The organism is Shigella flexneri 2a str. 301 (genome assembly GCF_000006925.2).
Classification (GTDB): Bacteria; Pseudomonadota; Gammaproteobacteria; order Enterobacterales; family Enterobacteriaceae; genus ECMA0423.
The window spans coordinates 4,453,471-4,474,624 of record NC_004337.2; the positions used below are offsets into that span (position 1 = coordinate 4,453,471).

The 21,154-nt window shown below is 51.0% G+C and carries 23 protein-coding genes, 1 tRNA gene and 3 other annotated features; of the genes, 11 read left to right on the top strand and 13 right to left on the bottom strand.

Features of this window, described 5'->3' with window-relative positions; translation table 11 throughout:
• Window positions 1–13: 13 nt before the first annotated feature.
• Window positions 14–484 carry a hypothetical protein gene (ytfH, locus tag SF4275; protein NP_709985.2) on the bottom strand — a complete coding sequence of 157 codons (471 nt, stop codon included), beginning with the start codon at window positions 482–484 and terminating at the stop codon, window positions 14–16.
• Between ytfH and ytfG the strand changes: the two genes are divergently transcribed.
• From ytfG to ytfE, 3 genes are all read left to right on the top strand, one after another.
• Window positions 483–1,343, top strand: coding sequence for an oxidoreductase (ytfG, locus tag SF4274; protein NP_709986.1), 861 nt, complete (start codon window positions 483–485; stop codon window positions 1,341–1,343). The two genes, ytfH and ytfG, sit on opposite strands and share 2 nt — an antisense overlap.
• A gap of 108 nt (window positions 1,344–1,451) precedes the next feature.
• Window positions 1,452–2,417 carry a transmembrane subunit gene (ytfF, locus tag SF4276; protein ID NP_709987.2) on the top strand — a complete coding sequence of 322 codons (966 nt, stop codon included), beginning with the start codon at window positions 1,452–1,454 and terminating at the stop codon, window positions 2,415–2,417.
• Between the two features lie 107 nt (window positions 2,418–2,524).
• A complete protein-coding gene (ytfE, locus tag SF4277) occupies window positions 2,525–3,187 on the top strand; it encodes an iron-sulfur cluster repair di-iron protein (protein ID NP_709988.1) in 663 nt (220 codons plus the stop codon).
• Window positions 3,188–3,231: 44 nt separating this feature from the next.
• On the opposite strand, the gene cycA is transcribed toward ytfE, so the two are convergent.
• Together cycA and SF4279 are read right to left on the bottom strand one after the other, a co-directional pair.
• A complete protein-coding gene (cycA, locus tag SF4278; protein ID NP_709989.1) occupies window positions 3,232–4,644 on the bottom strand; it encodes a D-alanine/D-serine/glycine permease in 1,413 nt (470 codons plus the stop codon).
• A gap of 307 nt (window positions 4,645–4,951) precedes the next feature.
• On the bottom strand, window positions 4,952–5,623 hold the full coding sequence (locus SF4279) for an FKBP-type peptidylprolyl isomerase (RefSeq protein ID NP_709990.3): 672 nt from the start codon (window positions 5,621–5,623) through the stop codon (window positions 4,952–4,954).
• A gap of 131 nt (window positions 5,624–5,754) precedes the next feature.
• On the opposite strand from SF4279, the gene ytfB reads away from it, so the two are divergent.
• Window positions 5,755–6,336: a hypothetical protein gene (gene ytfB, locus SF4280; RefSeq protein NP_709991.1), complete on the top strand. Its 582-nt coding sequence runs from the start codon at window positions 5,755–5,757 to the stop codon at window positions 6,334–6,336.
• On the opposite strand, the gene ytfA is transcribed toward ytfB, so the two are convergent.
• A complete protein-coding gene (gene ytfA, locus SF4281) occupies window positions 6,320–6,967 on the bottom strand; it encodes a hypothetical protein (RefSeq protein ID NP_709992.3) in 648 nt (215 codons plus the stop codon). The genes ytfB and ytfA overlap by 17 nt on opposite strands.
• A 211-nt stretch (window positions 6,968–7,178) precedes the next feature.
• Between ytfA and fabG the strand changes: the two genes are divergently transcribed.
• Window positions 7,179–7,970 (top strand): 3-ketoacyl-ACP reductase, encoded by a 792-nt coding sequence (fabG, locus tag SF4282; protein ID NP_709993.2) that lies wholly within the window; start codon window positions 7,179–7,181, stop codon window positions 7,968–7,970.
• Window positions 7,971–7,979: 9 nt separating this feature from the next.
• Window positions 7,980–8,864 carry a hypothetical protein gene (locus SF4283; RefSeq protein NP_709994.1) on the top strand — a complete coding sequence of 295 codons (885 nt, stop codon included), beginning with the start codon at window positions 7,980–7,982 and terminating at the stop codon, window positions 8,862–8,864.
• Window positions 8,784–9,551, bottom strand: a mobile genetic element. It overlaps the preceding gene by 81 nt.
• On the opposite strand, the gene insB (SF4284) is transcribed toward SF4283, so the two are convergent.
• Entirely contained in the window at window positions 8,799–9,302 is a 504-nt protein-coding gene (insB, locus tag SF4284) for an insertion element IS1 protein InsB (RefSeq protein NP_709995.1), read from the bottom strand. It overlaps the preceding feature by 504 nt. The two genes, SF4283 and insB (SF4284), sit on opposite strands and share 66 nt — an antisense overlap.
• Between insB (SF4284) and SF4285 the strand changes: the two genes are divergently transcribed.
• Entirely contained in the window at window positions 9,377–10,372 is a 996-nt protein-coding gene (locus SF4285) for an insertion sequence element IS600 protein (protein NP_709996.1), read from the top strand.
• Window positions 9,552–10,415 (top strand) — a mobile genetic element (partial). It overlaps the preceding gene by 821 nt.
• Here SF4285 and SF4286 read toward each other — a convergent pair.
• Window positions 10,413–11,465, bottom strand: coding sequence for a lysine/cadaverine transporter (locus SF4286; RefSeq protein NP_709997.1), 1,053 nt, complete (start codon window positions 11,463–11,465; stop codon window positions 10,413–10,415). Its footprint overlaps the feature before it by 3 nt.
• 119 nt (window positions 11,466–11,584) lie before the next feature.
• Window positions 11,585–12,352 (top strand) — a mobile genetic element.
• Between SF4286 and insA the strand changes: the two genes are divergently transcribed.
• Window positions 11,640–11,915 (top strand): insertion element IS1 protein InsA, encoded by a 276-nt coding sequence (gene insA / locus SF4287; RefSeq protein NP_709998.1) that lies wholly within the window; start codon window positions 11,640–11,642, stop codon window positions 11,913–11,915. It overlaps the preceding feature by 276 nt.
• The gene (gene insB, locus SF4288; RefSeq protein ID NP_709999.1) at window positions 11,942–12,337 is read left to right on the top strand and encodes an insertion element IS1 protein InsB; all 396 of its coding nucleotides are present in this window, start codon (window positions 11,942–11,944) and stop codon (window positions 12,335–12,337) included. (Lies within the feature at window positions 11,585–12,352.)
• Window positions 12,353–12,699: 347 nt before the next feature.
• Here the strand turns inward: insB (SF4288) and SF4546 are convergent.
• From SF4546 to aspA, 6 genes are all read right to left on the bottom strand, one after another.
• Window positions 12,700–12,775 (bottom strand) — tRNA-Phe (locus SF4546).
• Between the two features lie 106 nt (window positions 12,776–12,881).
• Window positions 12,882–13,457: a transcriptional regulator gene (gene yjdC / locus SF4289; protein NP_710000.1), complete on the bottom strand. Its 576-nt coding sequence runs from the start codon at window positions 13,455–13,457 to the stop codon at window positions 12,882–12,884.
• 36 nt (window positions 13,458–13,493) lie between these two features.
• Window positions 13,494–15,191: a thiol:disulfide interchange protein gene (dipZ, locus tag SF4290; RefSeq protein ID NP_710001.1), complete on the bottom strand. Its 1,698-nt coding sequence runs from the start codon at window positions 15,189–15,191 to the stop codon at window positions 13,494–13,496.
• Window positions 15,167–15,505: a divalent-cation tolerance protein CutA gene (gene cutA / locus SF4291; protein NP_710002.2), complete on the bottom strand. Its 339-nt coding sequence runs from the start codon at window positions 15,503–15,505 to the stop codon at window positions 15,167–15,169. Before cutA ends, dipZ begins: the two co-directional genes overlap by 25 nt.
• A gap of 115 nt (window positions 15,506–15,620) precedes the next feature.
• Complete coding sequence (gene dcuA, locus SF4292; protein NP_710003.1) at window positions 15,621–16,922, bottom strand: anaerobic C4-dicarboxylate transporter; 1,302 nt, start codon at window positions 16,920–16,922, stop codon at window positions 15,621–15,623.
• A 117-nt stretch (window positions 16,923–17,039) separates the two neighbouring features.
• A complete protein-coding gene (gene aspA / locus SF4293; protein ID NP_710004.2) occupies window positions 17,040–18,521 on the bottom strand; it encodes an aspartate ammonia-lyase in 1,482 nt (493 codons plus the stop codon).
• Window positions 18,522–18,812: 291 nt separating this feature from the next.
• Between aspA and SF4294 the strand changes: the two genes are divergently transcribed.
• Window positions 18,813–19,289, top strand: a complete 477-nt coding sequence (locus tag SF4294; RefSeq protein ID NP_710005.5) for a hypothetical protein — start codon at window positions 18,813–18,815, stop codon at window positions 19,287–19,289.
• Between the two features lie 15 nt (window positions 19,290–19,304).
• Here the strand turns inward: SF4294 and yjeH are convergent, their stop codons facing one another.
• Entirely contained in the window at window positions 19,305–20,561 is a 1,257-nt protein-coding gene (gene yjeH / locus SF4295) for a transporter (protein ID NP_710006.2), read from the bottom strand.
• 275 nt (window positions 20,562–20,836) lie between these two features.
• On the opposite strand from yjeH, the gene groES reads away from it, so the two are divergent.
• Window positions 20,837–21,130: a co-chaperonin GroES gene (gene groES, locus SF4296; protein ID NP_710007.1), complete on the top strand. Its 294-nt coding sequence runs from the start codon at window positions 20,837–20,839 to the stop codon at window positions 21,128–21,130.
• The last annotated feature ends 24 nt before the right edge of the window (window positions 21,131–21,154 follow it).

Sequence of the window (21,154 nt, forward strand, 5' to 3'; positions counted from 1 at the left end):
GCGCATCCGGCAGTTATGCCGCACGTTCATCCCGCACCGCCAACACCTCGGGCAAATTCAACTCAATCCAGTCCGCCAGTGCAGCAACCTTTTCGCTCACCTGCTCGCCCAGCGGCGTGAGGCTATATTCCACATGCGGCGGCACCACCGGATACGCGATACGGTTAAGAAAACCATCCTGTTCTAACGCCTGTAACGACTGCGCAAGCATCTTTTCACTCACCCCACCGATTTTGCGCCGCAGGTCGCTAAAGCGATGAGTACCTTCGCGTAGCGCCACCAGAATCAACACCCCCCAACGGCTGGTGACGTGTTTCAACACCTCGCGCGACGGGCACTGTTCCGCAAAGAGATTACCCTCTTTCAGTTGTTGTGACAGGCTAACCTGACTCATTTCATACTTACCTTTTTGCACGTACTTACTAAAAGTAAGTTTAGGTGTTAGCGTATTTAAACACAAGACAAAACGATGGAGACTTCCCATGATCGCTATTACTGGTGCCACTGGCCAACTTGGTCACTATATTATTGAATCCTTGATGAAAACGGTTCCTGCCAGCCAAATAGTGGCTATCGTTCGTAATCCGGCAAAAGCCCAGGCCCTGGCAGCACAAGGCATTACCGTGCGTCAGGCTGACTACAGCGATGAAGCCGCACTGACATCTGCACTTCAGGGAGTGGAAAAACTACTGCTGATCTCTTCCAGCGAAGTGGGTCAACGTGCCCCGCAGCATCGTAATGTTATTAATGCCGCAAAGGCGGCTGGCGTGAAATTTATCGCTTATACCAGCCTGCTACATGCAGATACCTCCCCGCTCGGCCTCGCCGATGAGCACATCGAGACGGAGAAAATGCTGGCTGATTCTGGCATCGTTTACACCCTGCTGCGCAACGGCTGGTACAGCGAAAACTACCTCGCCAGCGCCCCGGCAGCACTGGAACACGGCGTATTTATCGGTGCGGCGGGCGATGGCAAAATCGCCTCAGCAACGCGGGCAGATTATGCGACAGCTGCGGCACGCGTGATTAGCGAAGCCGGTCACGAAGGCAAGGTTTACGAACTGGCGGGCGATAGTGCCTGGACGTTGACACAGTTAGCGGCAGAGCTGACCAAACAGAGCGGCAAACAGGTTACCTATCAAAATCTGAGCGAAGCCGATTTCGCCGCGGCACTGAAAAGCGTCGGACTGCCCGACGGACTGGCGGATATGCTGGCGGATTCTGACGTTGGCGCATCGAAAGGTGGTCTGTTTGATAACAGCAAAACGCTTAGCAAATTGATTGGCTGCCCAACGACAACGTTAGCCGAAAGCGTAAGCCATCTTTTTAATGTTAATAACTAGTTAATTAAAGTGGCATCCTCCCGCATCCTCTCTGATAATGACGGGATGCCGGGAGCAATCATGTCTGCTTCCTGAACGTTTCTTCTGACAGACCAATGGATGCCAGTAATGATTAGCGGCGTGCTGTACGCCCTGTTAGCAGGGTTGATGTGGGGGCTTATTTTTGTCGGGCCGTTGATCGTGCCGGAATACCCGGCGATGTTGCAGTCGATGGGGCGTTATCTGGCGTTAGGGTTAATTGCGCTACCCATTGCCTGGCTGCGACGCGTGCGTCTGCGTCAGTTGGCGCGTCGGGACTGGCTTACCGCCTTGATGCTCACTATGATGGGCAACCTCATTTATTACTTCTGCCTTGCCAGTGCCATTCAACGTACTGGCGCGCCTGTTTCCACGATGATTATCGGCACCCTGCCGGTGGTGATTCCTGTCTTTGCCAATCTGCTTTATAGCCAGCGCGACGGCAAACTCGCGTGGGGAAAACTCGCCCCGGCACTGATTTGTATTGGCATCGGCCTGGCGAGTGTGAATATTGCTGAGTTAAACCACGGACTCCCCGATTTTGACTGGGCACGTTATACCTCTGGCATCGTGCTAGCGTTAGTTTCCGTGGTCTGCTGGGCATGGTATGCCCTGCGCAACGCCCGCTGGCTGCGGGAAAATCCCGACAAACATCCGATGATGTGGGCGACGGCGCAGGCGCTGGTCACGCTGCCGGTTTCTCTCATCGGCTATCTCGTCGCCTGTTACTGGCTGAATATACAAACGCCGGACTTCTCCTTACCTTTTGGCCCCCGTCCGCTGGTGTTTATTAGTCTGATGGTTGCGATAGCCGTGCTTTGCTCATGGGTTGGCGCACTCTGCTGGAACGTCGCCAGCCAGCGATTACCGACAGTGATTCTCGGGCCGCTGATTGTTTTCGAAACGCTGGCAGGTTTGCTGTACACCTTTTTACTCCGCCAGCAAATGCCGCCGCTAATGACGCTGAGCGGTATCGCGCTGTTAGTGATTGGCGTGGTCATCGCGGTCAGAGCAAAACCAGAAAAACCTTTAACTGAATCTGTCTCAGAAAGTTGACATGCTGGCAGTGAGTTAAATAAGCCTCTGCTACGTAAGGGTTATAGCTTTTGCCTTAAAGGTGTATTTAAAATACATCTTATCTTATTAAGAATGAGGTATCAGCTATGGCTTATCGCGACCAACCTTTAGGTGAACTGGCGCTCTCTATCCCTCGCGCTTCGGCTCTGTTTCGTAAATATGATATGGATTACTGCTGTGGCGGTAAGCAGACGCTGGCGCGCGCGGCGGCACGTAAAGAACTGGATGTTGAGGTCATTGAAGCTGAACTGGCAAAGCTTGCTGAACAACCGATTGAGAAAGACTGGCGTAGCGCCCCGCTGGCAGAAATCATTGACCATATCATCGTGCGCTACCACGATCGTCACCGCGAGCAGCTGCCGGAGCTGATCCTGCAAGCGACTAAAGTCGAGCGCGTTCACGCCGACAAACCGAGCGTGCCAAAAGGGCTGACAAAATACCTGACCATGCTGCATGAAGAGCTTTCCAGCCACATGATGAAAGAAGAGCAGATCCTCTTCCCGATGATCAAACAAGGCATGGGCAGCCAGGCAATGGGGCCAATCAGCGTAATGGAAAGCGAGCACGATGAAGCGGGCGAACTGCTGGAAGTGATCAAACACACTACCAATAACGTCACACCGCCGCCAGAAGCCTGCACCACCTGGAAAGCGATGTATAACGGCATTAATGAACTGATTGATGACCTGATGGATCACATCAGTCTGGAAAACAATGTACTGTTCCCACGCGCCCTAGCGGGTGAGTGATCTAAAAGCTGGATGGCATTGCGCCATCCAGCATGATAATGCGGTTATTTCCGCAGTTCAGCAGCCCGCTTCTTACCAATAAACAGCCAGCCCAACCCCAGCGCGATAAACCACAGCGGGGTAACCAGCAGCGCCTGGCGAGTGTCATCTTCCAGTGTCAGCAACACGACCACGAACACAAAGAACGCCATACATACCCAGCACATCAGCTTGCCGAGCGGCATCTTGTAGATCGACTTTTCATGCAGATGAGGACGCTGTTTGCGGTACACCAGGTAAGAGCAAAGGATAATCGTCCAGACGAACATAAACAGAATCGCGGAAACGGTTGTAATCATCGTGAACGCGCCAATCACGCTAGGATTCACATACAACATCACCACGCCGCCGAGCAGACAGATACACGAGAAGGTCAACCCTTTCGCGGGTACTGCGCGCTTAGAAAGTTTAGCGAACGCTTTCGGCGCAACACCTTCCTGCGCCAGACCAAACAGCATACGGCTGGTAGAGAAGACACCGCTGTTAGCGGAAGACGCCGCAGAGGTCAGCACCACAAAGTTGATCACGCTGGCAGCCGCAGGCAAACCTACCAACACAAACAGCTCAACGAACGGGCTTTTCTCCGGGACTACCGAACTCCACGGTGTCACGGACATAATCACAATCAGCGCGAAGACGTAGAACATAATGATACGGATCGGAATGGAGTTAATCGCGCGTGGCAGTGATTTCTCCGGATCTTTGGTTTCCGCAGCTGTTGTACCTACCAGCTCAATCCCCACGAAAGCGAAAACCGCTATCTGGAATCCGGCAAAGAAGCCACTTAAACCTTTCGGGAACCAGCCGCCGTCATTCCACAAATGCGCGAATGACGCTTCCACACCGGTCGGTGACTGAAAGTGCATCGCCACCATGACCAGGCCGACGACAATCAGCGACACGATGGCGACGATTTTGATCATCGCAAACCAGAACTCCATCTCACCGAACATTTTCACGGTGGCAAGGTTGAGCGTCAGCAGCAGCACTATCACCGCCAGCGAGGCGACCCAGTCGGAGAGATCGGGGAACCAGAACTGAGCATAAGCCGTGATCGCCACCACGTCTGCCATACCGGTTACAACCCAGCAGAACCAGTAAGTCCAGCCGGTGAAATATCCCGCCCACGGCCCCAGTAAATCGGAAGCGAAGTCACTAAAAGATTTGTATTCCAGATTCGAAAGCAGCAATTCCCCCATTGCCCGCATCACGAAAAAGAGCATAAAACCAATGATCATATAAACGAAAATGATCGACGGCCCGGCAAGGCTAATCGTTTTGCCGGACCCCATAAACAACCCAGTACCAATGGCACCTCCAATGGCAATAAGCTGAACATGTCGGTTTGTGAGATTGCGCCGTAGCGACTGTTCAGCCGGAGCCTGATCATCGGCAACGACTTTTACCTGATCTACCATGTTTTTTCTTCCTGTACCTGTCTGTGTTGTTCAGGCTCTACGGCCTTTAGTCAGTCTATGATACGACGAATCTGTATCGGGACTCATCGATATTAGGTAACAATACGCGGGATGGAATACTAAGATTTAGATCTAATGTTAATTTATGTTTATAAGTGAGTGTCATATCACGGTGATAACGCGAACCAGCTCACAAAAATACACGCTTACGGGGTCTTTCAACACAAAATAGCGCCGTTTGGCAAACTGAAGGGTTTATTGCTGAATGCCTGCTCCCCTCTGGTTCGAGGGGAACAGAATGCGCTGCTTAGAGGATTTCCAGCAGTTCGACTTCAAACACCAGGGTGCTGAACGGAGGGATGGATGCACCTGCGCCGCGCTCGCCATATGCCAGTTCCTGCGGGATAGTCAGTTCCCATTTAGAACCTACCGGCATCAGAGTCAGTGCTTCAATCCAGCCAGGGATCACGCCATTAACCGGGAATTCAGCGGGTTCACCACGAGCAACGGAGCTGTCAAACACGGTGCCGTCGATCAGTTTACCGGTGTAATGAACACGAACGCGGTCGGTACGTGCCGGAATTGCGCCTTCACCCTGGTTGATCACGCGGAATTGCAGGCCAGATTCGGTGCTATTCACACCTTCTTTTTTGGCGTTTTCTTCCAGGTATTTCACGCCTTCAGCAGCCATCGCCTGGAAACGCTGACGACGAACGGCATCGGCGCGTTCGTGGATTTCACGCAGCGCGCGATGCACCACATCAACCGGCACAGCCGGATGTTTGCCTTCCAGCGCATCGGCAATACCTGCAACCAGTGCTTCTGGCAGCAGCCCTTCCAGGCCAGATTCACTCAGTTGTTGCCCTACCTGCAAACCAATGCCGTAGCTTGCTTGCGCTTCGATGGTGTCAAAAGTTGGGGTGGTCATCGTATTTCCTTTCTTAGGGTATAAAAGTAGCGGGCAGCATATCAGCCACACTTCTTTGGGTAAAACTTTGTCGCAGGAATGATGACAAATCCCGGGGAAAAAGAAACAATAGCAATATCCCGTATGAATATAATAAAGGCGGGTTTACCACGGACATCATAGCGTTAGCTTATTCATAGGCTATGATTGAGGAACAAGACGTGGAGCAGGAGGAAACCATGCCCGGGCGCTTTGAACTAAAACCAACCCTGGAGAAAGTCTGGCACGCGCCGGACAATTTTCGCTTCATGGACCCGCTGCCGCCGATGCATCGTCGGGGGATCATTATTGCCGCCATTGTATTGGTGGTCGGATTTCTGCTTCCATCTGATGATACGCCCAACGCGTCGGTGGTGACGCGTGAAGCGCAGTTAGATATTCAGTCGCAATCACAACCGCCGACAGAAGAACAGCCGCAAACTACCCAAACGCAACCATTCCAGCCAGATAGCGGAATTGATAATCAATGGCGCTCTTACCGTGTCGAACCCGGTAAAACGATGGCGCAGCTGTTCCGCGACCACGGACTGCCCGCTACCGATGTCTATGCAATGGCGCAGGTAGAAGGCGCGGGTAAGCCGCTGAGTAATTTGCAAAATGGGCAGATGGTGAAAATCCGCCAGAACGCCAGCGGCGTGGTGACGGGCTTAACCATTGATACGGGGAATAATCAACAGGTCCTGTTTACCCGCCAGCCGGATGGCAGTTTTATTCGTGCGCGGTAGATGAAGGGTCAACCAAAAGCCAGCTAAGGATTGTCTCTTTGATGACCTTACGTCTGGCTTCCAGTGCCTGGGGGGAAACCATACTGATATGATAAACTAGGCCAAGCGTATGCTGGTTGATCAAATAATATCCCCCAAGCGCAGCAATATTAATATTCACCTGCAATGGGTCGATACCTGGCTTAAAAATATTGTATTTCTTCCCTTCATCCAATAAGGATTCCATTAACTGCAAGTGAGCATGGTTAATTTCTAAGAGACGCTGTGATTTTGCATAATGCACACCTTTACTTTGATTTTCACTATGCACAATTTTTAAAAACCAAGGATTAGCAATATAATAATCCCATGTAAAATCAATAATTTTCTCAATGGCTTTTTGTGGCGGAAGATCTGAGAAATCAAGGGCCTTTTCTTTTTGTCGAATATCGTTCCAGGTATATTCCAGCACTTCGATAAATAAATTTTCTTTATTACCAAAGTGGTGATAAACCGTCTGTTTACTACACCCTGCTGCCTTTACAATATTATCTACTCTGGCCCCTTCATAACCATATTCGGCAAATTCATTAACCGCACATAGCAGCAATTTTTCCTTCAGGCTCTGTACGTTGCTGGTATCAATATACATAACGCTTCCCCACGACCTCTTCGTGGTGACTATCATAACCTGATTTGATTTCAGCTTCAGAAAAAAGGGCAAAAACTTGTACTTTCATCAGGTTATCAAATGTCCTGTGATCGCCATCGCATATCAACCAACTAGATGGTTTATCTTTTTATCCTCCAGTCGCAAGCTAATCATCACCAAGGAAACAAAATTCAAAAAAGAGAGCTATTGTATGAAATCCACTCGTCCTGTTGCCGTGATTACCGGAGCCACTCGCGGTATTGGAAAGGGCTGTGCGCAGGAGCTTGCTCGTGGCGGGTTTAACCTGCTGATTAACGATCGTCCCGATGCCGACAGCGTAGAAAAACTGCATATCACACAACAAGAATGTTTGGCGGAAGGCGTGGAAGTGATTTGCTTCCCTGCTGATGTCGGTGATCTATCTCTGCATGAGGAGATGCTCGACGCGGCGCAAAACCAGTGGGGGCGGCTGGACTGTCTGCTCAATAACGCGGGGATTTCAGTGAAAAAACGCGGTGACCTCCTCGACCTCGAACCAGACAGCTTCGATCAAAACATTGCCATTAACACCCGCGCGCCGTTCTTCCTTGCTCAGGCATTCAGTAAGCGCTTACTGGCACAGCCGAAACCGGAAGCGGAGCTGCCGCACCGCTCGATTATTTTCGTCAGTTCCATCAACGCCATCATGCTGGCGATGAATCGCGGCGAATACACCATTGCCAAAACCGCCGTTTCTGCCGCTGCTCGTCTGTTTGCTGCTCGCCTTTGTAATGAACAAATTGGCGTTTATGAAGTGCGCCCTGGTCTCATCAAAACTGATATGACTATTCCGGCAACGGCTTATTACGACGAACTGATTGCCAAAGGTCTGGTGCCGTGGGGACGTTGGGGTTATCCGGCTGATATTGCTTCCACCGTCCGCGCGATGGCGGAAGGTAAACTGATTTACACCTGTGGTCAGGCGGTCGCAATCGACGGCGGCTTAAGTATGCCGCGCTTCTGAGGCTGAATCATGAGAGATCTGTTACAACGCCCGGATTTATTCAGTATCAATACCGCGACACTGGGCTATAAAACGCCGCTACCCGCCATTATTGATGCCTGCGCCGCACGCGGTATTGGCGCAATTGCCCCCTGGCGCAGGGAGTTGCAGGGTGAAGATCTCCAGCAAATCACCCGCCAGCTTGCCGCCAGTAACATGAGCGTTTCCGGTTTGTGCCGTAGCACTTACTACACCGCGCCGACACTGGCGGAACGCAAACTGGCGATTGATGATAACCGCCGGGCGCTGGACGACGCAGCGGTGCTTAACGCCGCCTGTTATATGCAGGTGGTTGGCGGTCTGCCAACGGGCACTAAAGATCTATATGAAGCGCGAGAACAAGTGAAACAAGGGATTCGCCAGTTGCTGCCACATTCGAAAGATGTCGGCGTGCCAATTGCGCTGGAGCCACTGCACCCGATGACAGCTGCCGATCGCTCTTGCCTGTGCACGTTACGTCAGGCGCTGGACTGGTGTGATGAACTCGATCCCGATGGTGAGTTTGGCCTCGGCGTGGCGGTGGATGTTTATCACGTCTGGTGGGATCCGGATCTCGCCAGTCAGATCCTGCGTGCCGGAAAACGCATCCTCGCGTTTCATGTTTCCGACTGGTTAATGCCGACCACTGATCTGGTCAATGACCGTGGTATGCCGGGAGATGGCGTCATCAATATTCCGTCAATTCGTCGGCTGGTTGAAAACGCCGGATTTAATGGTGCTATTGAACTGGAAATATTCTCGCCTTACTGGTGGCAGAAAGATATTAACAGCACGGGTAATGACTCCAACTTACTGATAGTGTTTTATGTTCAGATAATGCCCGATGACCTTGTCATGCAGCTCCACCGATTTTGAGAACGACAGTGACTTCCGTCCCAGCCTTGCCAGATGTTGTCTCAGATTCAGATTATGTCGCTCAATGCGCTGAGTGTAACGCTTGCTGATAACGTGCAGCTTTCCCTTCAGGCGTGATTCATACAGCGGCCAGCCATCCGTCATCCATACCACGACCTCAAAGGCCGACAGCAGGCTCAGAAGACGCTCCAGTGTGGCCAGAGTGCGTTCACCGAAGACGTGCGCCACAACCGTCCTCCGTATCCTGTCATACGCGTAAAACAGCCAGCGCTGACGTGATTTAGCACCGACGTAGCCCCAATGTTCGTCCATTTCAGCGCAGACAATCACATCACTGCCCGGTTGTATGCGCGAGGTTACCGACTGCGGCCTGAGTTTTTTAAGTGACGTAAAACCGTGTTGAGGCCAACGCCCATAATGCGTGCACTGGCGCGACATCCGACGCCATTCATGGCCATATCAATGATTTTCTGGTGCGTACCGGGCTGAGAGGCGGTGTAAGTGAACTGTAGTTGCCATGTTTTACGGCAATGAGAGCAGAGATAGCGCTGATGTCCGGCAGTGCTTTTGCCGTTACGCACCACGCCTTCAGTAGCGGAGCAGGAAGGACATCTGATGGAAATGGAAGCCACGCAAGCACCTTAAAATCACCATCATACACTAAATCAGTAAGTTGGCAGCATTACCCGATGTGTCAGGTATTTGGTGTATCCAGGAGCGGTTATTACGACCGGGTACAGCATGCCCCCTCAGACAGAAAACAAAGTGATGAGCGGCTAAAACTGGAGATTAAGGTGGCACATATCCGCACTCGCGAAACATATGGAACCCGGCGGCTCCAGACGGAGCTGGCAGAGAATGGCATCATCGTTGGTCGTGACCGACTGGCACGTCTTCGTAAGGAGCTAAGGCTACGCTGTAAGCAGAAACGCAAGTTCAGAGCGACTACGAACCCGAACCACAATCTGCCAGTTGCGCCAAATCTGCTGAACCAGACGTTCGCTCCTACAGCACCAAATCAGGTCTGGGTGGCGGACCTGACGTATGTTGCCACACAGGAGGGATGGTTGTACCTCGCTGGCATCAAAGATGTTTATACGTGCGAAATTGTCGGCTACGCCATGGGAGAGCGCATGACAAAAGAGCTGACAGGTAAAGCCCTGTTTATGGCGCTCAGGAGCCAGCGCCCACCTGCCGGGCTAATCCACCACTCTGATCGAGGTTCACAGTACTGCGCATACGATTACCGGGTCATACAGGAGCAGTCTGGTCTGAAAACATCAATGTCGCGTAAAGGTAACTGTTACGACAACGCTCCGATGGAAAGCTTCTGGGGAACGCTGAAAAATGAGAGTCTGAGCCACTATCGTTTTAATAACTGGGATGAAGCCATCTCAGTAATACGGGAATACATTGAGATTTTCTACAATCGTCAGCGTCGTCACTCTCGTCTGGGGAATATCTCCCCGGCAGCCTTCAGGGAAAAATATCATCAGATGGCTGCTTAAAAAAAGAACAAATGGTAGTGTCCGCTATTGCCAGTACACCTCACAGGTCAGATGCTTTACCACCGGCAGAGTTCATCAGAGTGATGAGGATCATCAGGGCAGTCATTTTCACTGCAGCCAGCAGCAGACCTTTTTTCGGAATACCGTTGCTGTCGACTTCACCATAAACTTTCGGGAAGTTACCGTCGTTAGCGGCACGTACACCTGCCTGGCCTACCAACATCATCCAGGGGCCCAGAGAAGTCAGGCACGCAAAGGCGGTGAATGCAGAAACCAGCGGCGCAGCCCAGTTACCGAGGATAGTTGAAGCACTGATTGCAAACGGAGCACCGGAAGCCGCCATTACAGAAGACGGATACATACCGGAAAGCACCTGAGTCGCAGCGATATAAACAATACCTGCTAAACCAGTACCCAGCATGGTTGCCAGCGGAACGGTACGTTTCGGGTTTTTAACCATACCAGTACTTACTGCTGCGGATTCAACACCCACGAAGGCCCACAGGCAGAGCAGAATACTTTTAATGATCGCATGACCATCAGTGGTATCCGCAGTATTCCAGTTAGCTGCATAAGTTGCCGCATCAAACCAATGCCAGCCAACAATAGCAGTCATCACCACAGGAATAAGAACCAGCACCAGACCAATAGTGGTTAAACGGCTTACCCAGGTACCGCCGAGCATATTTACAAAGGTAAATACCCAGACGATAGCAATACAGGCGATACCCGCCGGAACAGGATCATTTAATACTGGGAAGAAGGTGGAAAGATAAGATACAGCGGTAATACCAATCGCCAGGTTACCAATCCAGTTAGCATGGTAATAAAGAACACCTGTCTGAAAACCAAATGCAGGGGAAATTTCTCCGGCATAAGCAATTGGGCCACCTTGTTGCGGGTTTTTTGTTGCCAGTCGGGCATATACATACGCCAGCGACATTGCACCAATAATAGAGATAATCCAACCCCAGATAGCAATACCACCGATACTTGCTAGGTTCGCAGGTAATAATGCAATACCGCTCCCCATCATATTACCGGCAACAACACCGGTACAGGCAAATAGCCCGATCTTCTTGGCAGAACTCATGCTCTTCTCCTAATTTCATTTTTGAATTTGGAGTCCGGGTCATGATGTATAACTATTTCCTGACCAGACCAAACTGGCGATAAGATTACTCACGAAAAAAGGATTAATCCTAAAGATTAGGTAATGCTGCCAACTTACTGATTTAGTGTATGATGGTGATTTTAAGGTGCTTGCGTGGCTTCCATTTCCATCAGATGTCCTTCCTGCTCCGCTACTGAAGGCGTGGTGCGTAACGGCAAAAGCACTGCCGGACATCAGCGCTATCTCTGCTCTCATTGCCGTAAAACATGGCAACTACAGTTCACTTACACCGCCTCTCAGCCCGGTACGCACCAGAAAATCATTGATATGGCCATGAATGGCGTCGGATGTCGCGCCAGTGCACGCATTATGGGCGTTGGCCTCAACACGGTTTTACGTCACTTAAAAAACTCAGGCCGCAGTCGGTAACCTCGCGCATACAACCGGGCAGTGATGTGATTGTCTGCGCTGAAATGGACGAACATTGGGGTTACGTCGGTGCTAAATCACGTCAGCGCTGGCTGTTTTACGCGTATGACAGGATACGGAGGACGGTTGTGGCGCACGTCTTCGGTGAACGCACTCTGGCCGCACTGGAGCGTCTTCTGAGCCTGCTGTCGGCCTTTGAGGTCGTGGTATGGATGACGGATGGCTGGCCGCTGTATGAATCACGCCTGAAGGGAAAGCTGCACGTTATCAGCAAGCGTTACACTCAGCGCATTGAGCGACATAATCTGAATCTGAGACAACATCTGGCAAGGCTGGTACGGAAGTCACTGTCGTTCTCAAAATCGGTGGAGCTGCATGACAAGGTCATCGGGCATTATCTGAACATAAAACACTATCAGTAAGTTGGAGTCATTACCGGATTGTTAGTCTTTGCATGAGCAAGCGGACTGACACATTTCTCTTTGTTCTCATTCAGAAAATCTCATCAGTCGGCGTTCAGACCGGTGTTGTGCTTTATGGATACGTTACGCTCCTGATGACGTCATTTGACGTTCAACAGCATCACGGGGCCGCACGACATTTCACGTCAGTTAGTGCTATAGCTCAGGAACAAATTTTCCCAAATTGGGATATGCTCGCAAATTGCTGGTGATGTGGGGAGAATCTGGTTGAGTTCGGTAGAATTGATTTGGAGGCAGAACGCTTAAATCGTGGCGTCCTGAAACGAAAAACGGACCTCCGTGGAGGTCCGTTGATATGAATTTGGTGCCCGGACTCGGAATCGAACCAAGGACACGGGGATTTTCAATCCCCTGCTCTACCGACTGAGCTATCCGGGCAACGGGGCGCATTAAACCGTAATCTGCACATCTCGTCAACCTAATTTCAGTAAAAGCGATTCAACTGCTTAAGATTGCGGCAAATCGCTTCTTTTCTGTGTTTCTGTCAGGTCAATGCACCACCCTGGCGGCAGCGGGCGAAGCGCAGGATATCTTCCGCCAGCCGATGTGCAGTGTCGACATCCGCCTGGCTACGATTCACCAGCATTCGGCTTAAACAGCCTTCCAGCACCAGTTCCATCTGCTTTGCTACCATCGCCGGATCGTCAACTTCCAGCGTGGTTAACAGTTCGTGGGTGAAATCGTAGGCAGCGCTTTTTTGCTGATCGGCCAGTTGATGAATAGGGTGGCCAGGATCGGGATAAAACGTACAGGCAGCGATAAATAGACAGCCCGGATAGCGGTTGTTTTTAACGCACTCCGATAACGCCTGATAACGTGCCAGCAGCTTTTGTTCGGCGGTTTGCGTTTCGTCCAGCATCAGCTGACGACGCCAGACATCTATCTGTTGGCTAAGATAACGCAGCGCATCGTAGAGGATTGCCTCTTTGTCTGGCCAGAAGCGGCGTAGCTCGTCCAGTGGATAATCCACACGTTCAGCAACCATCTCCAGCGTGGTGTTGGCAATCCCTTGTAATTCTAATAATTTCAGGGCTTCTCCCAGTACATCTTCACGTTGCACGCTATTTTCCTCCGTCTTTCCCACTGCAAGTGTCGTTCACGGTTGGCGATCGCGCAAATGTGCGCTGAAGGTTTCAGCATCCATAAAGCCCGTGACGCGTGCTTGTGGATGCTCCTGGCCTTGTCCGTCAAAAAAGAGAATTGTCGGTAGGCCAAGGACATTAAGATGCTTTAACAGCGCCACATCTTGTGCGTCGTTGGCCGTGACGTTGGCCTGAAGTAAGACCGTGTCTGCTAACGCTTTTTGCACCTGCGGGTCGCTGAAGGTGTATTTCTCAAACTCTTTACAGGCGACGCACCAGTCGGCATAAAGATCTAACATCACCGGTTTGCCTTTGGCTTCAACGAGCGCCTGATTTAACTCATCTACCGTTTTGATTTGTGTAAAGTTGAGATGCGTTTGAGTTTGCGCGGTATGCGTCGCACCAAATGCCCAATCCTGAAGTGGGCGCACGCTAACCAATGCCGCTGCCAGCAGGATTATTTGCACCACGCGCATCCAGCCGCGTTTAGCCTGTAGGCTGGTGATAAAGGCCCAGCCAAAGAATGCGACACCCAGCGCCGACCACAAGCGTAATCCCCATACATCACCAATCACTCGCTCCAGCAGGAAGACCGGCAGTGCGAGGATCACAAAACCAAACGCGGTTTTGACTTGTTCCATCCACGGGCCGCTTTTCGGCAGCAAGCGGTTACCAAAGACGGTAATTAGCATCAGCGGCAGGCCCATGCCCAACGCATAGAGATAAAGCGTGCCGCCGCCCAGCCACATGTTCCCGCTTTGGGCGATATACAGCAGAATCGCGCTAAGCGGTGCGGTGGTGCATGGTGAACAGATCAGTCCGGCAATCGCCCCCATAACAAACACACCGCCAGGTGAGCCGCCCTGTTGGCGATTGCTCATCAACGTGAGACGTGTTTGCAGCGAAGAGGGGAGTTGTAGAGTAAACAAGCCAAACATTGACATCGCCAGCAAGGTAAAGACGATGGCGAGGCCAATGAGCACGTATGGGTGCTGTAGCGCCGCCTGGAACTGTAACCCTGCGGCGGCAACTACCAGACCCAGCGCCGTGTAAGTCAGTGCCATCCCCTGCACATAAATAAAGGTCAGCAACAATGCTCTGGCAGTGGAGAGCCGCTGTTTACCACCCAGCACGATGCCAGAAATCAGTGGGTACATTGGCAGCACGCATGGCGTAAAGGCGATACCAATACCGATCAACAACGCCCAGAGCGCGGAAAAGGGCAATTGCGCGGTGTGCTGCTCTTGCTGCGAAACAGACACAGGCTGTGACGCTGCGTTGTTGGCGACCACTTCGCTTAACGGAACGGTTTTGGTTTCTGGCGGATAACAGAAACCGGCATCAGCACAGCCCTGGTAGGTGACAGTTAACGTCGCTCCCGCACTCGCCTGGTTGATGGTTACGGGAAGCGTCAGCCGATCGCGGTAAATCTCGCTTTTGCCGTAAAACTCATCTTCATGCCAGACGCCTTGCGGCAGCTGCTCGTCGGCAATTTTCGCGTGTTCCGGCGTAATGCGGATCTGTTTACGGTAGAGGTAGTAACCGTCTTTGATCTGCCAGGTCAGATTAAGGTCATGTTGGTTTTGCTGAAAATCAAAAGCAAAGGCTTGATCCGCGGGGACAAATTGTGAACGTCCCGGCGCGTCGAATAATCCGGCAAAAACGGAAGTGCTGCAAAGTAGCAGAATCAGCGTAAAGATGCGTTGAGCCATGAGAGGTAATCTGTGTCTCCGTGTGTAACAGGTAAAACCAGAAGTTCCGGGGTTTGATATGGATGATGAGACTTCAGGCATTCCAGCAGTGCCTGCTGGTGAGATACGGTAGTTTTTAAAATCATCTGCACTTCGTATTCTTGCTCCAGCTTACCTTCCCAGTAATAGAGAGAGGTAGCGCCGGGGATCAAGGTCGCGCAGGCCGCCAGTTTTTCCGCCAGCACTTTGGCGGCTAAATCCTGGGCTGTCGCTTCATCCGGTGCGGTACATAGCACCACGACAGACGTGGTATTCGAACTTTTTTCATCAAGCATAAACACCTCGCAAGAACAGATGGAACCGCAAGAGAGAGGTCACTATACAACGGACGGGGGAAGGATGTTAGTCGGCGGGAAAGAAAGCGGGGCGTGAACGCCCCGCGATTGATCATTACAGCATGAAGCTACCCAGCACGAAGCCGAAGCAAACGGCCAGGGCAACACCCAGAGTACCCGGGATGAAGAACGGATGGTTGAAGACGAATTTACCGATACGGGTAGTACCCGTGTCATCCATCTGTACCGCAGCAACCAGCGTCGGGTAGGTCGGCAGAATGAACAGACCAGACACCGCAGCGAAAGAAGCAACAGCGGTCAGCGGTGAAACGTTCAGTGCCAGAGCCATCGGCATCAGTGCTTTTGCGGTTGCAGCCTGAGAGTACAGCAGAGCAGAAGCAAAGAAGAAGATGACGGCCAGCAGCCACGGATGACCCTGAATCACTTCACCAGCGGTATCTTTGATCCAGTCGATGTTGTTGGAAACGAAAGTATCGCCCAGCCACGCAACACCCAGGATACAAATACAGGCGCTCATACCTGCTTTGAAGGTGCTGGAGTTGAGGATGTTGTCGGTATCGACTTTACAGATAACGGTGGTCAGAGTTGCAACGCTGAGCATGATGATCAGGATTGCGTTGGTGGTGTTCATCAGCGGTTTTTCAACCAGACCCATGCTTGGGCTGTTGATGATTGCATAGATAACCACGCCAACTACGCCCAGCAGGAACAGCCAGACGGACGTTTTTGCACCGGATTTGATTTCAATCTGCTTTTCACCGCGCAGTTCAACCAAGCCCTCTTCCAGACGCTTGCGATAAATCGGATCGTCAGAGAGTTTGGAGTTGAACAGCATAGTGACCAGGAAGGACATCACCAGAACCGCCAGCAGGGTGGACGGGATGACCACGGAGAGCAGATGGAGGTAGCTGATGCCATGACCTTCCATCACGGAAGACATGTAAACCACTGCCGCTGAGATTGGCGATGCGGTGATCGCAATCTGCGCGGATACCACTGCAGTAGAGAGCGGACGGCAAGGTTTAACGCCTTGTTCCTTCGCAACTTCAGCGATAACTGGCAGTGTCGCCAGAGAGATGTTGCCAGTACCAGCAAAGATAGTCAGGAAATAGGTCACGATCGGTGCGAGGATCGTGATGTATTTCGGGTTACGGCGCAGCAGCTTTTCTGTCTGATGAACCAGATAGTCCAGACCGCCAGCAACCTGCATGGCAGAAATAGCGGCGATAACCGCCATGATAATGGAAATGACATCGAACGGGATGTTACCGGGTTTAACGCCAATAGCGGCAAGAACCAGCACCCCCAATCCGCCTGCAAAACCAATACCTATTCCCCCCAATCTGGCGCCCAAGAAGATCGCCAGCAAAACTATGATGAGCTCTACAACTAGCATATTAGCCTTCCTTGTTTTTTAACAAGTTGATATTAGATTGTTATTTTTAAGTTACTGCTCACAAGAAAAAAGGCACGTCATCTGACGTGCCTTTTTTATTTGTACTACCCTGTACGATTACTGTTCGCTTTCATCAGTATAGCGTTTTGCTTTGTAAGCCGGGTGCATCAGATTCTGTACGGAGAAAATATCGTCAAGTTCCGCTTCAGTCAACAGACCGCGTTCCAGAACGACTTCACGTACACTCTTACCGGTTTCGGCACAGATTTTACCCACGATGTCACCGTTGTGGTGACCGATGAACGGGTTCAGGTAAGTAACGATACCGATAGAGTTGTAAACGTAACCTTCGCACACTTCTTTGTTAGCAGTGATGCCGTTAATGCATTTTTCCAGCAGGTTGTAGCAAGCGTTGGTCAGAATGTGAACGGATTCGAACATGGCCTGGCCAATGACCGGTTCCATAACGTTCAACTGCAGCTGACCTGCTTCTGCTGCCATGGTAACAGTGGTGTCGTTACCGATGACTTTGAAGCATACCTGGTTAACCACTTCCGGAACAACCGGGTTTACTTTAGCTGGCATGATGGAAGAGCCCGCCTGCAGTTCCGGCAGGTTGATCTCGTTCAGGCCGGCACGTGGACCAGAAGAGAGCAAGCGCAGGTCGTTACAGATTTTGGACATCTTCACAGCCAGGCGTTTCAGCGCGCCGTGAACCATAACATAAGCGCCGCAGTCAGAGGTCGCTTCGATCAGGTCTTCAGCCGGTACGCATGGGAAGCCAGTGACTTCAGCCAGTTTTTTCACTGCCAGCGGAGAGTACTCTTTCGGCGTGTTCAGACCAGTACCGATTGCTGTTGCGCCAAGGTTAACTTCCAGCAGCAGTTCAGCGGTACGTTGGATGTTTTTCACTTCTTCTTTCAGCAGGATGCTGAAAGCGCGGAATTCCTGACCGAGGGTCATCGGTACTGCGTCCTGCAGCTGGGTACGACCCATTTTCAGGATGTCCTGGAATTCGACAGCTTTACGTTCAAAGCCTTCACGCAGTTGGTTAATCGCATCTACCAGCTTAATCAGGGAAGAGTAAACTGCGATACGGAAACCGGTCGGGTAGGCGTCGTTAGTGGACTGACATTTGTTAACATGGTCGTTCGGGTTCAGGTACTGATATTCACCTTTCTGGTGACCCATCAGTTCCAGACCGATATTGGCCAGCACTTCGTTGGTGTTCATGTTTACGGAAGTACCTGCGCCGCCCTGGTAGACGTCTACCGGGAACTGATCCATGCATTTTCCGTTGTTCAGGACTTCATCACATGCGGCAATGATGGCATTCGCTACACTTTTAGGAATGGTTTGCAGCTCTTTGTTTGCCATAGCTGCGGCTTTTTTAACCATTACCATACCGCGAACAAATTCAGGAATATCACTGATTTTGTTGTTGCTGATATAGAAGTTTTCAATCGCTCTCAGAGTGTGAACACCATAGTAGGCATCAGCTGGAACTTCCCTGGTACCCAACAGATCTTCTTCGATACGAATGTTGTTTGACATGTGAACCTTCTTTTTCAAGCTGCCAATGATTTGCTTTAAACACACAGAATATATGTGGTTTCGAATGTTTTTCGACCGACGATTATCCCCTGCATCGACCGAATACCCGAGATCATATGCTGCTTGAGGATTTCTACCGTAATCTGGATCACTTTAAGTGTCGGTTTTTACCCCTTAATTATTAATTTGTGAAATAGATCACCGCTTTGGGATTACTACCAAAAATAGTTGCGCAAACATCTTGAAATTTTGCTAATGACCACAATATAAGCTGAAGGCGATTCGCAACCCATTCAGGTAGCCGGGTTTAACCGGCTGCTATTACAGGAGAAACCTTTGCGCTGGTTACCTTTTATTGCCATTTTCCTTTATGTCTATATTGAGATTTCAATCTTTATTCAGGTTGCCCATGTATTGGGGGTATTGCTGACCCTCGTGCTGGTTATATTCACGTCAGTTATCGGTATGTCACTGGTACGTAACCAGGGCTTTAAGAATTTCGTGCTGATGCAGCAAAAAATGGCGGCGGGTGAAAACCCTGCGGCGGAGATGATTAAAAGTGTTTCGCTGATCATTGCTGGTTTGCTGCTTTTATTACCGGGCTTTTTCACCGACTTCCTCGGTCTTCTGCTTTTATTGCCGCCGGTGCAAAAGCATCTGACAGTGAAGTTGATGCCACATTTGCGCTTTTCTCGCATGCCAGGCGGCGGTTTTAGCGCCGGGACCGGTGGCGGTAATACTTTTGATGGTGAGTATCAGCGAAAGGATGATGACCGCGACCGCCTTGATCATAAAGACGATCGCCAGGATTAATGTCGAAACGCCGGATTATGTGGTTATGCCATTTTCCGGCGTTTTTCGTTTTGGCAGAAACAGCCATAACCCCACCAGCATGATCAGCGCATAGAGACTTTTCCAGCCGACCATTGCCAGTAACAGAACGCATAACAGCCCGCCAACCACCGCCAGTAGTCGATAACGACCTTGCAATAATTTACAGCCTGCCAGCATGCATAACAGATAAATCATAATAAAGATGCCATTGGCATAAATAATAAGAGCGTCCAGATTGATCTCTAAGGCATGAATTACCAACGTGCTCACCACGCAGCAGCCAAGCACCGCATTGAGGGCATTATTCGGGATATGGCGAGAAGAGAGGCGTGCCAGGTAGTGGTCAGGATTATGTTGCGCCTGCGACCAGACCAGGCGGGCGAAGCTCTGTATATAAATGTTAAGACTGGCAAAGCAGGCCAGATAGCCAATTACGCAGGCAATCCATAACGCTCCTACACCGAACAACTGTACTACAATTTTTGGAAGCGATGCTGCCGCCGCCATTTGTTCACCATAGGCGTCGAAGTGTAAGACGACTACCGTACAGCCCCAGTAGACTAATCCTGCCAGCAGCAGACCAATCATCAAAGCACGAGGAAAATCACGCTCTGGATTTTTAAATTCCGAGGCAAGATGGGCAAATGCTTCCAGACCGACAAAACACCAGAACATCACTGATAACGCAGCAAATAACCCGGTAAGTTCGATATTTCCTGGCGCGGGGAAGGGGATACTCGCAGGTTTGATATCGCCCGCCCACCAGATAGCGACAATCAGTGCGACGATAAGTCCGGCAATAACGGTTTGTAGATTAGCACTGGAACTGGCACCGAGAGTACCGATATACCACACCAACGCCAGCGTACCGAGTTCTGCCAACAACAGTTGCCAGCTATGCCAGCCAAACATTGCTTGGCCGAATCCGGCGGCAATTTGTAGTGCGGCAGGCAAACCCACGGGAATGACCGATAAAAACAGCCAGCCGGTGACTCGCTCAAGCCGCGAACCAAACGCCATACCGACGAAGTGCGCGACGCCGCATGCGCTGGGATAGTGGCGACCCAGAATCGCAAACACAATCGCAATCGGGAACACTAAGATAATCAAAACGGGCCACGCCCACAGGCTGTTATTGCCTGCTACCAGTGCAGCTAACGCAGGAACGGCAAACACGCCAGTGCCTAATAATGACGTCGATAGCAGGCCAATGCCCTGGGCCAGCCCCAGTTCTTGTTTGAGTCCACTCATGGGTTGATATCCGATTGCGCCCAAATTTTGGGCAACTGCGTAGATTTTCGATGGTAGCACAATCAGATTCGCTTATGACGGCGATGAAGAAATTGCGATGAAATGTGAGGTGAATCAGGGTTTTCACCCGATTTTGTGCTGATCAGAATTTTTTTTCTTTTTCCCCCTTGAAGGGGCGAAGCCTCATCCCCATTTCTCTGGTCACCAGCCGGGAAACCACGTAAGCTCCGGCGTCACCCATAACAGATACGGACTTTCTCAAAGGAGAGTTATCAATGAATATTCGTCCATTGCATGATCGCGTGATCGTCAAGCGTAAAGAAGTTGAAACTAAATCTGCTGGCGGCATCGTTCTGACCGGCTCTGCAGCGGCTAAATCCACCCGCGGCGAAGTGCTGGCTGTCGGCAATGGCCGTATCCTTGAAAATGGCGAAGTGAAGCCGCTGGACGTGAAAGTTGGCGACATCGTTATTTTCAACGATGGCTACGGTGTGAAATCCGAGAAGATCGACAATGAAGAAGTGTTGATCATGTCCGAAAGCGACATTCTGGCAATTGTTGAAGCGTAATCCGCGCACGACACTGAACATACG

Coding starts and splice junctions, on each gene's coding strand:
- ytfG (NP_709986.1), top strand. CDS start 483: ATGATCGCTATTACTGGTGCCACTGGCCAACTTGGTCACTATATTATT.
- ytfH (NP_709985.2), bottom strand. CDS start 484: ATGGGAAGTCTCCATCGTTTTGTCTTGTGTTTAAATACGCTAACACCT.
- ytfF (NP_709987.2), top strand. CDS start 1,452: ATGATTAGCGGCGTGCTGTACGCCCTGTTAGCAGGGTTGATGTGGGGG.
- ytfE (NP_709988.1), top strand. CDS start 2,525: ATGGCTTATCGCGACCAACCTTTAGGTGAACTGGCGCTCTCTATCCCT.
- cycA (NP_709989.1), bottom strand. CDS start 4,644: ATGGTAGATCAGGTAAAAGTCGTTGCCGATGATCAGGCTCCGGCTGAA.
- ytfB (NP_709991.1), top strand. CDS start 5,755: ATGATTGAGGAACAAGACGTGGAGCAGGAGGAAACCATGCCCGGGCGC.
- ytfA (NP_709992.3), bottom strand. CDS start 6,967: ATGTATATTGATACCAGCAACGTACAGAGCCTGAAGGAAAAATTGCTG.
- fabG (NP_709993.2), top strand. CDS start 7,179: ATGAAATCCACTCGTCCTGTTGCCGTGATTACCGGAGCCACTCGCGGT.
- SF4283 (NP_709994.1), top strand. CDS start 7,980: ATGAGAGATCTGTTACAACGCCCGGATTTATTCAGTATCAATACCGCG.
- insB (NP_709995.1), bottom strand. CDS start 9,302: ATGTCGCGCCAGTGCACGCATTATGGGCGTTGGCCTCAACACGGTTTT.
- SF4286 (NP_709997.1), bottom strand. CDS start 11,465: ATGAGTTCTGCCAAGAAGATCGGGCTATTTGCCTGTACCGGTGTTGTT.
- dipZ (NP_710001.1), bottom strand. CDS start 15,191: ATGGCTCAACGCATCTTTACGCTGATTCTGCTACTTTGCAGCACTTCC.
- cutA (NP_710002.2), bottom strand. CDS start 15,505: ATGCTTGATGAAAAAAGTTCGAATACCACGTCTGTCGTGGTGCTATGT.
- dcuA (NP_710003.1), bottom strand. CDS start 16,922: ATGCTAGTTGTAGAGCTCATCATAGTTTTGCTGGCGATCTTCTTGGGC.
- yjeH (NP_710006.2), bottom strand. CDS start 20,561: ATGAGTGGACTCAAACAAGAACTGGGGCTGGCCCAGGGCATTGGCCTG.
- groES (NP_710007.1), top strand. CDS start 20,837: ATGAATATTCGTCCATTGCATGATCGCGTGATCGTCAAGCGTAAAGAA.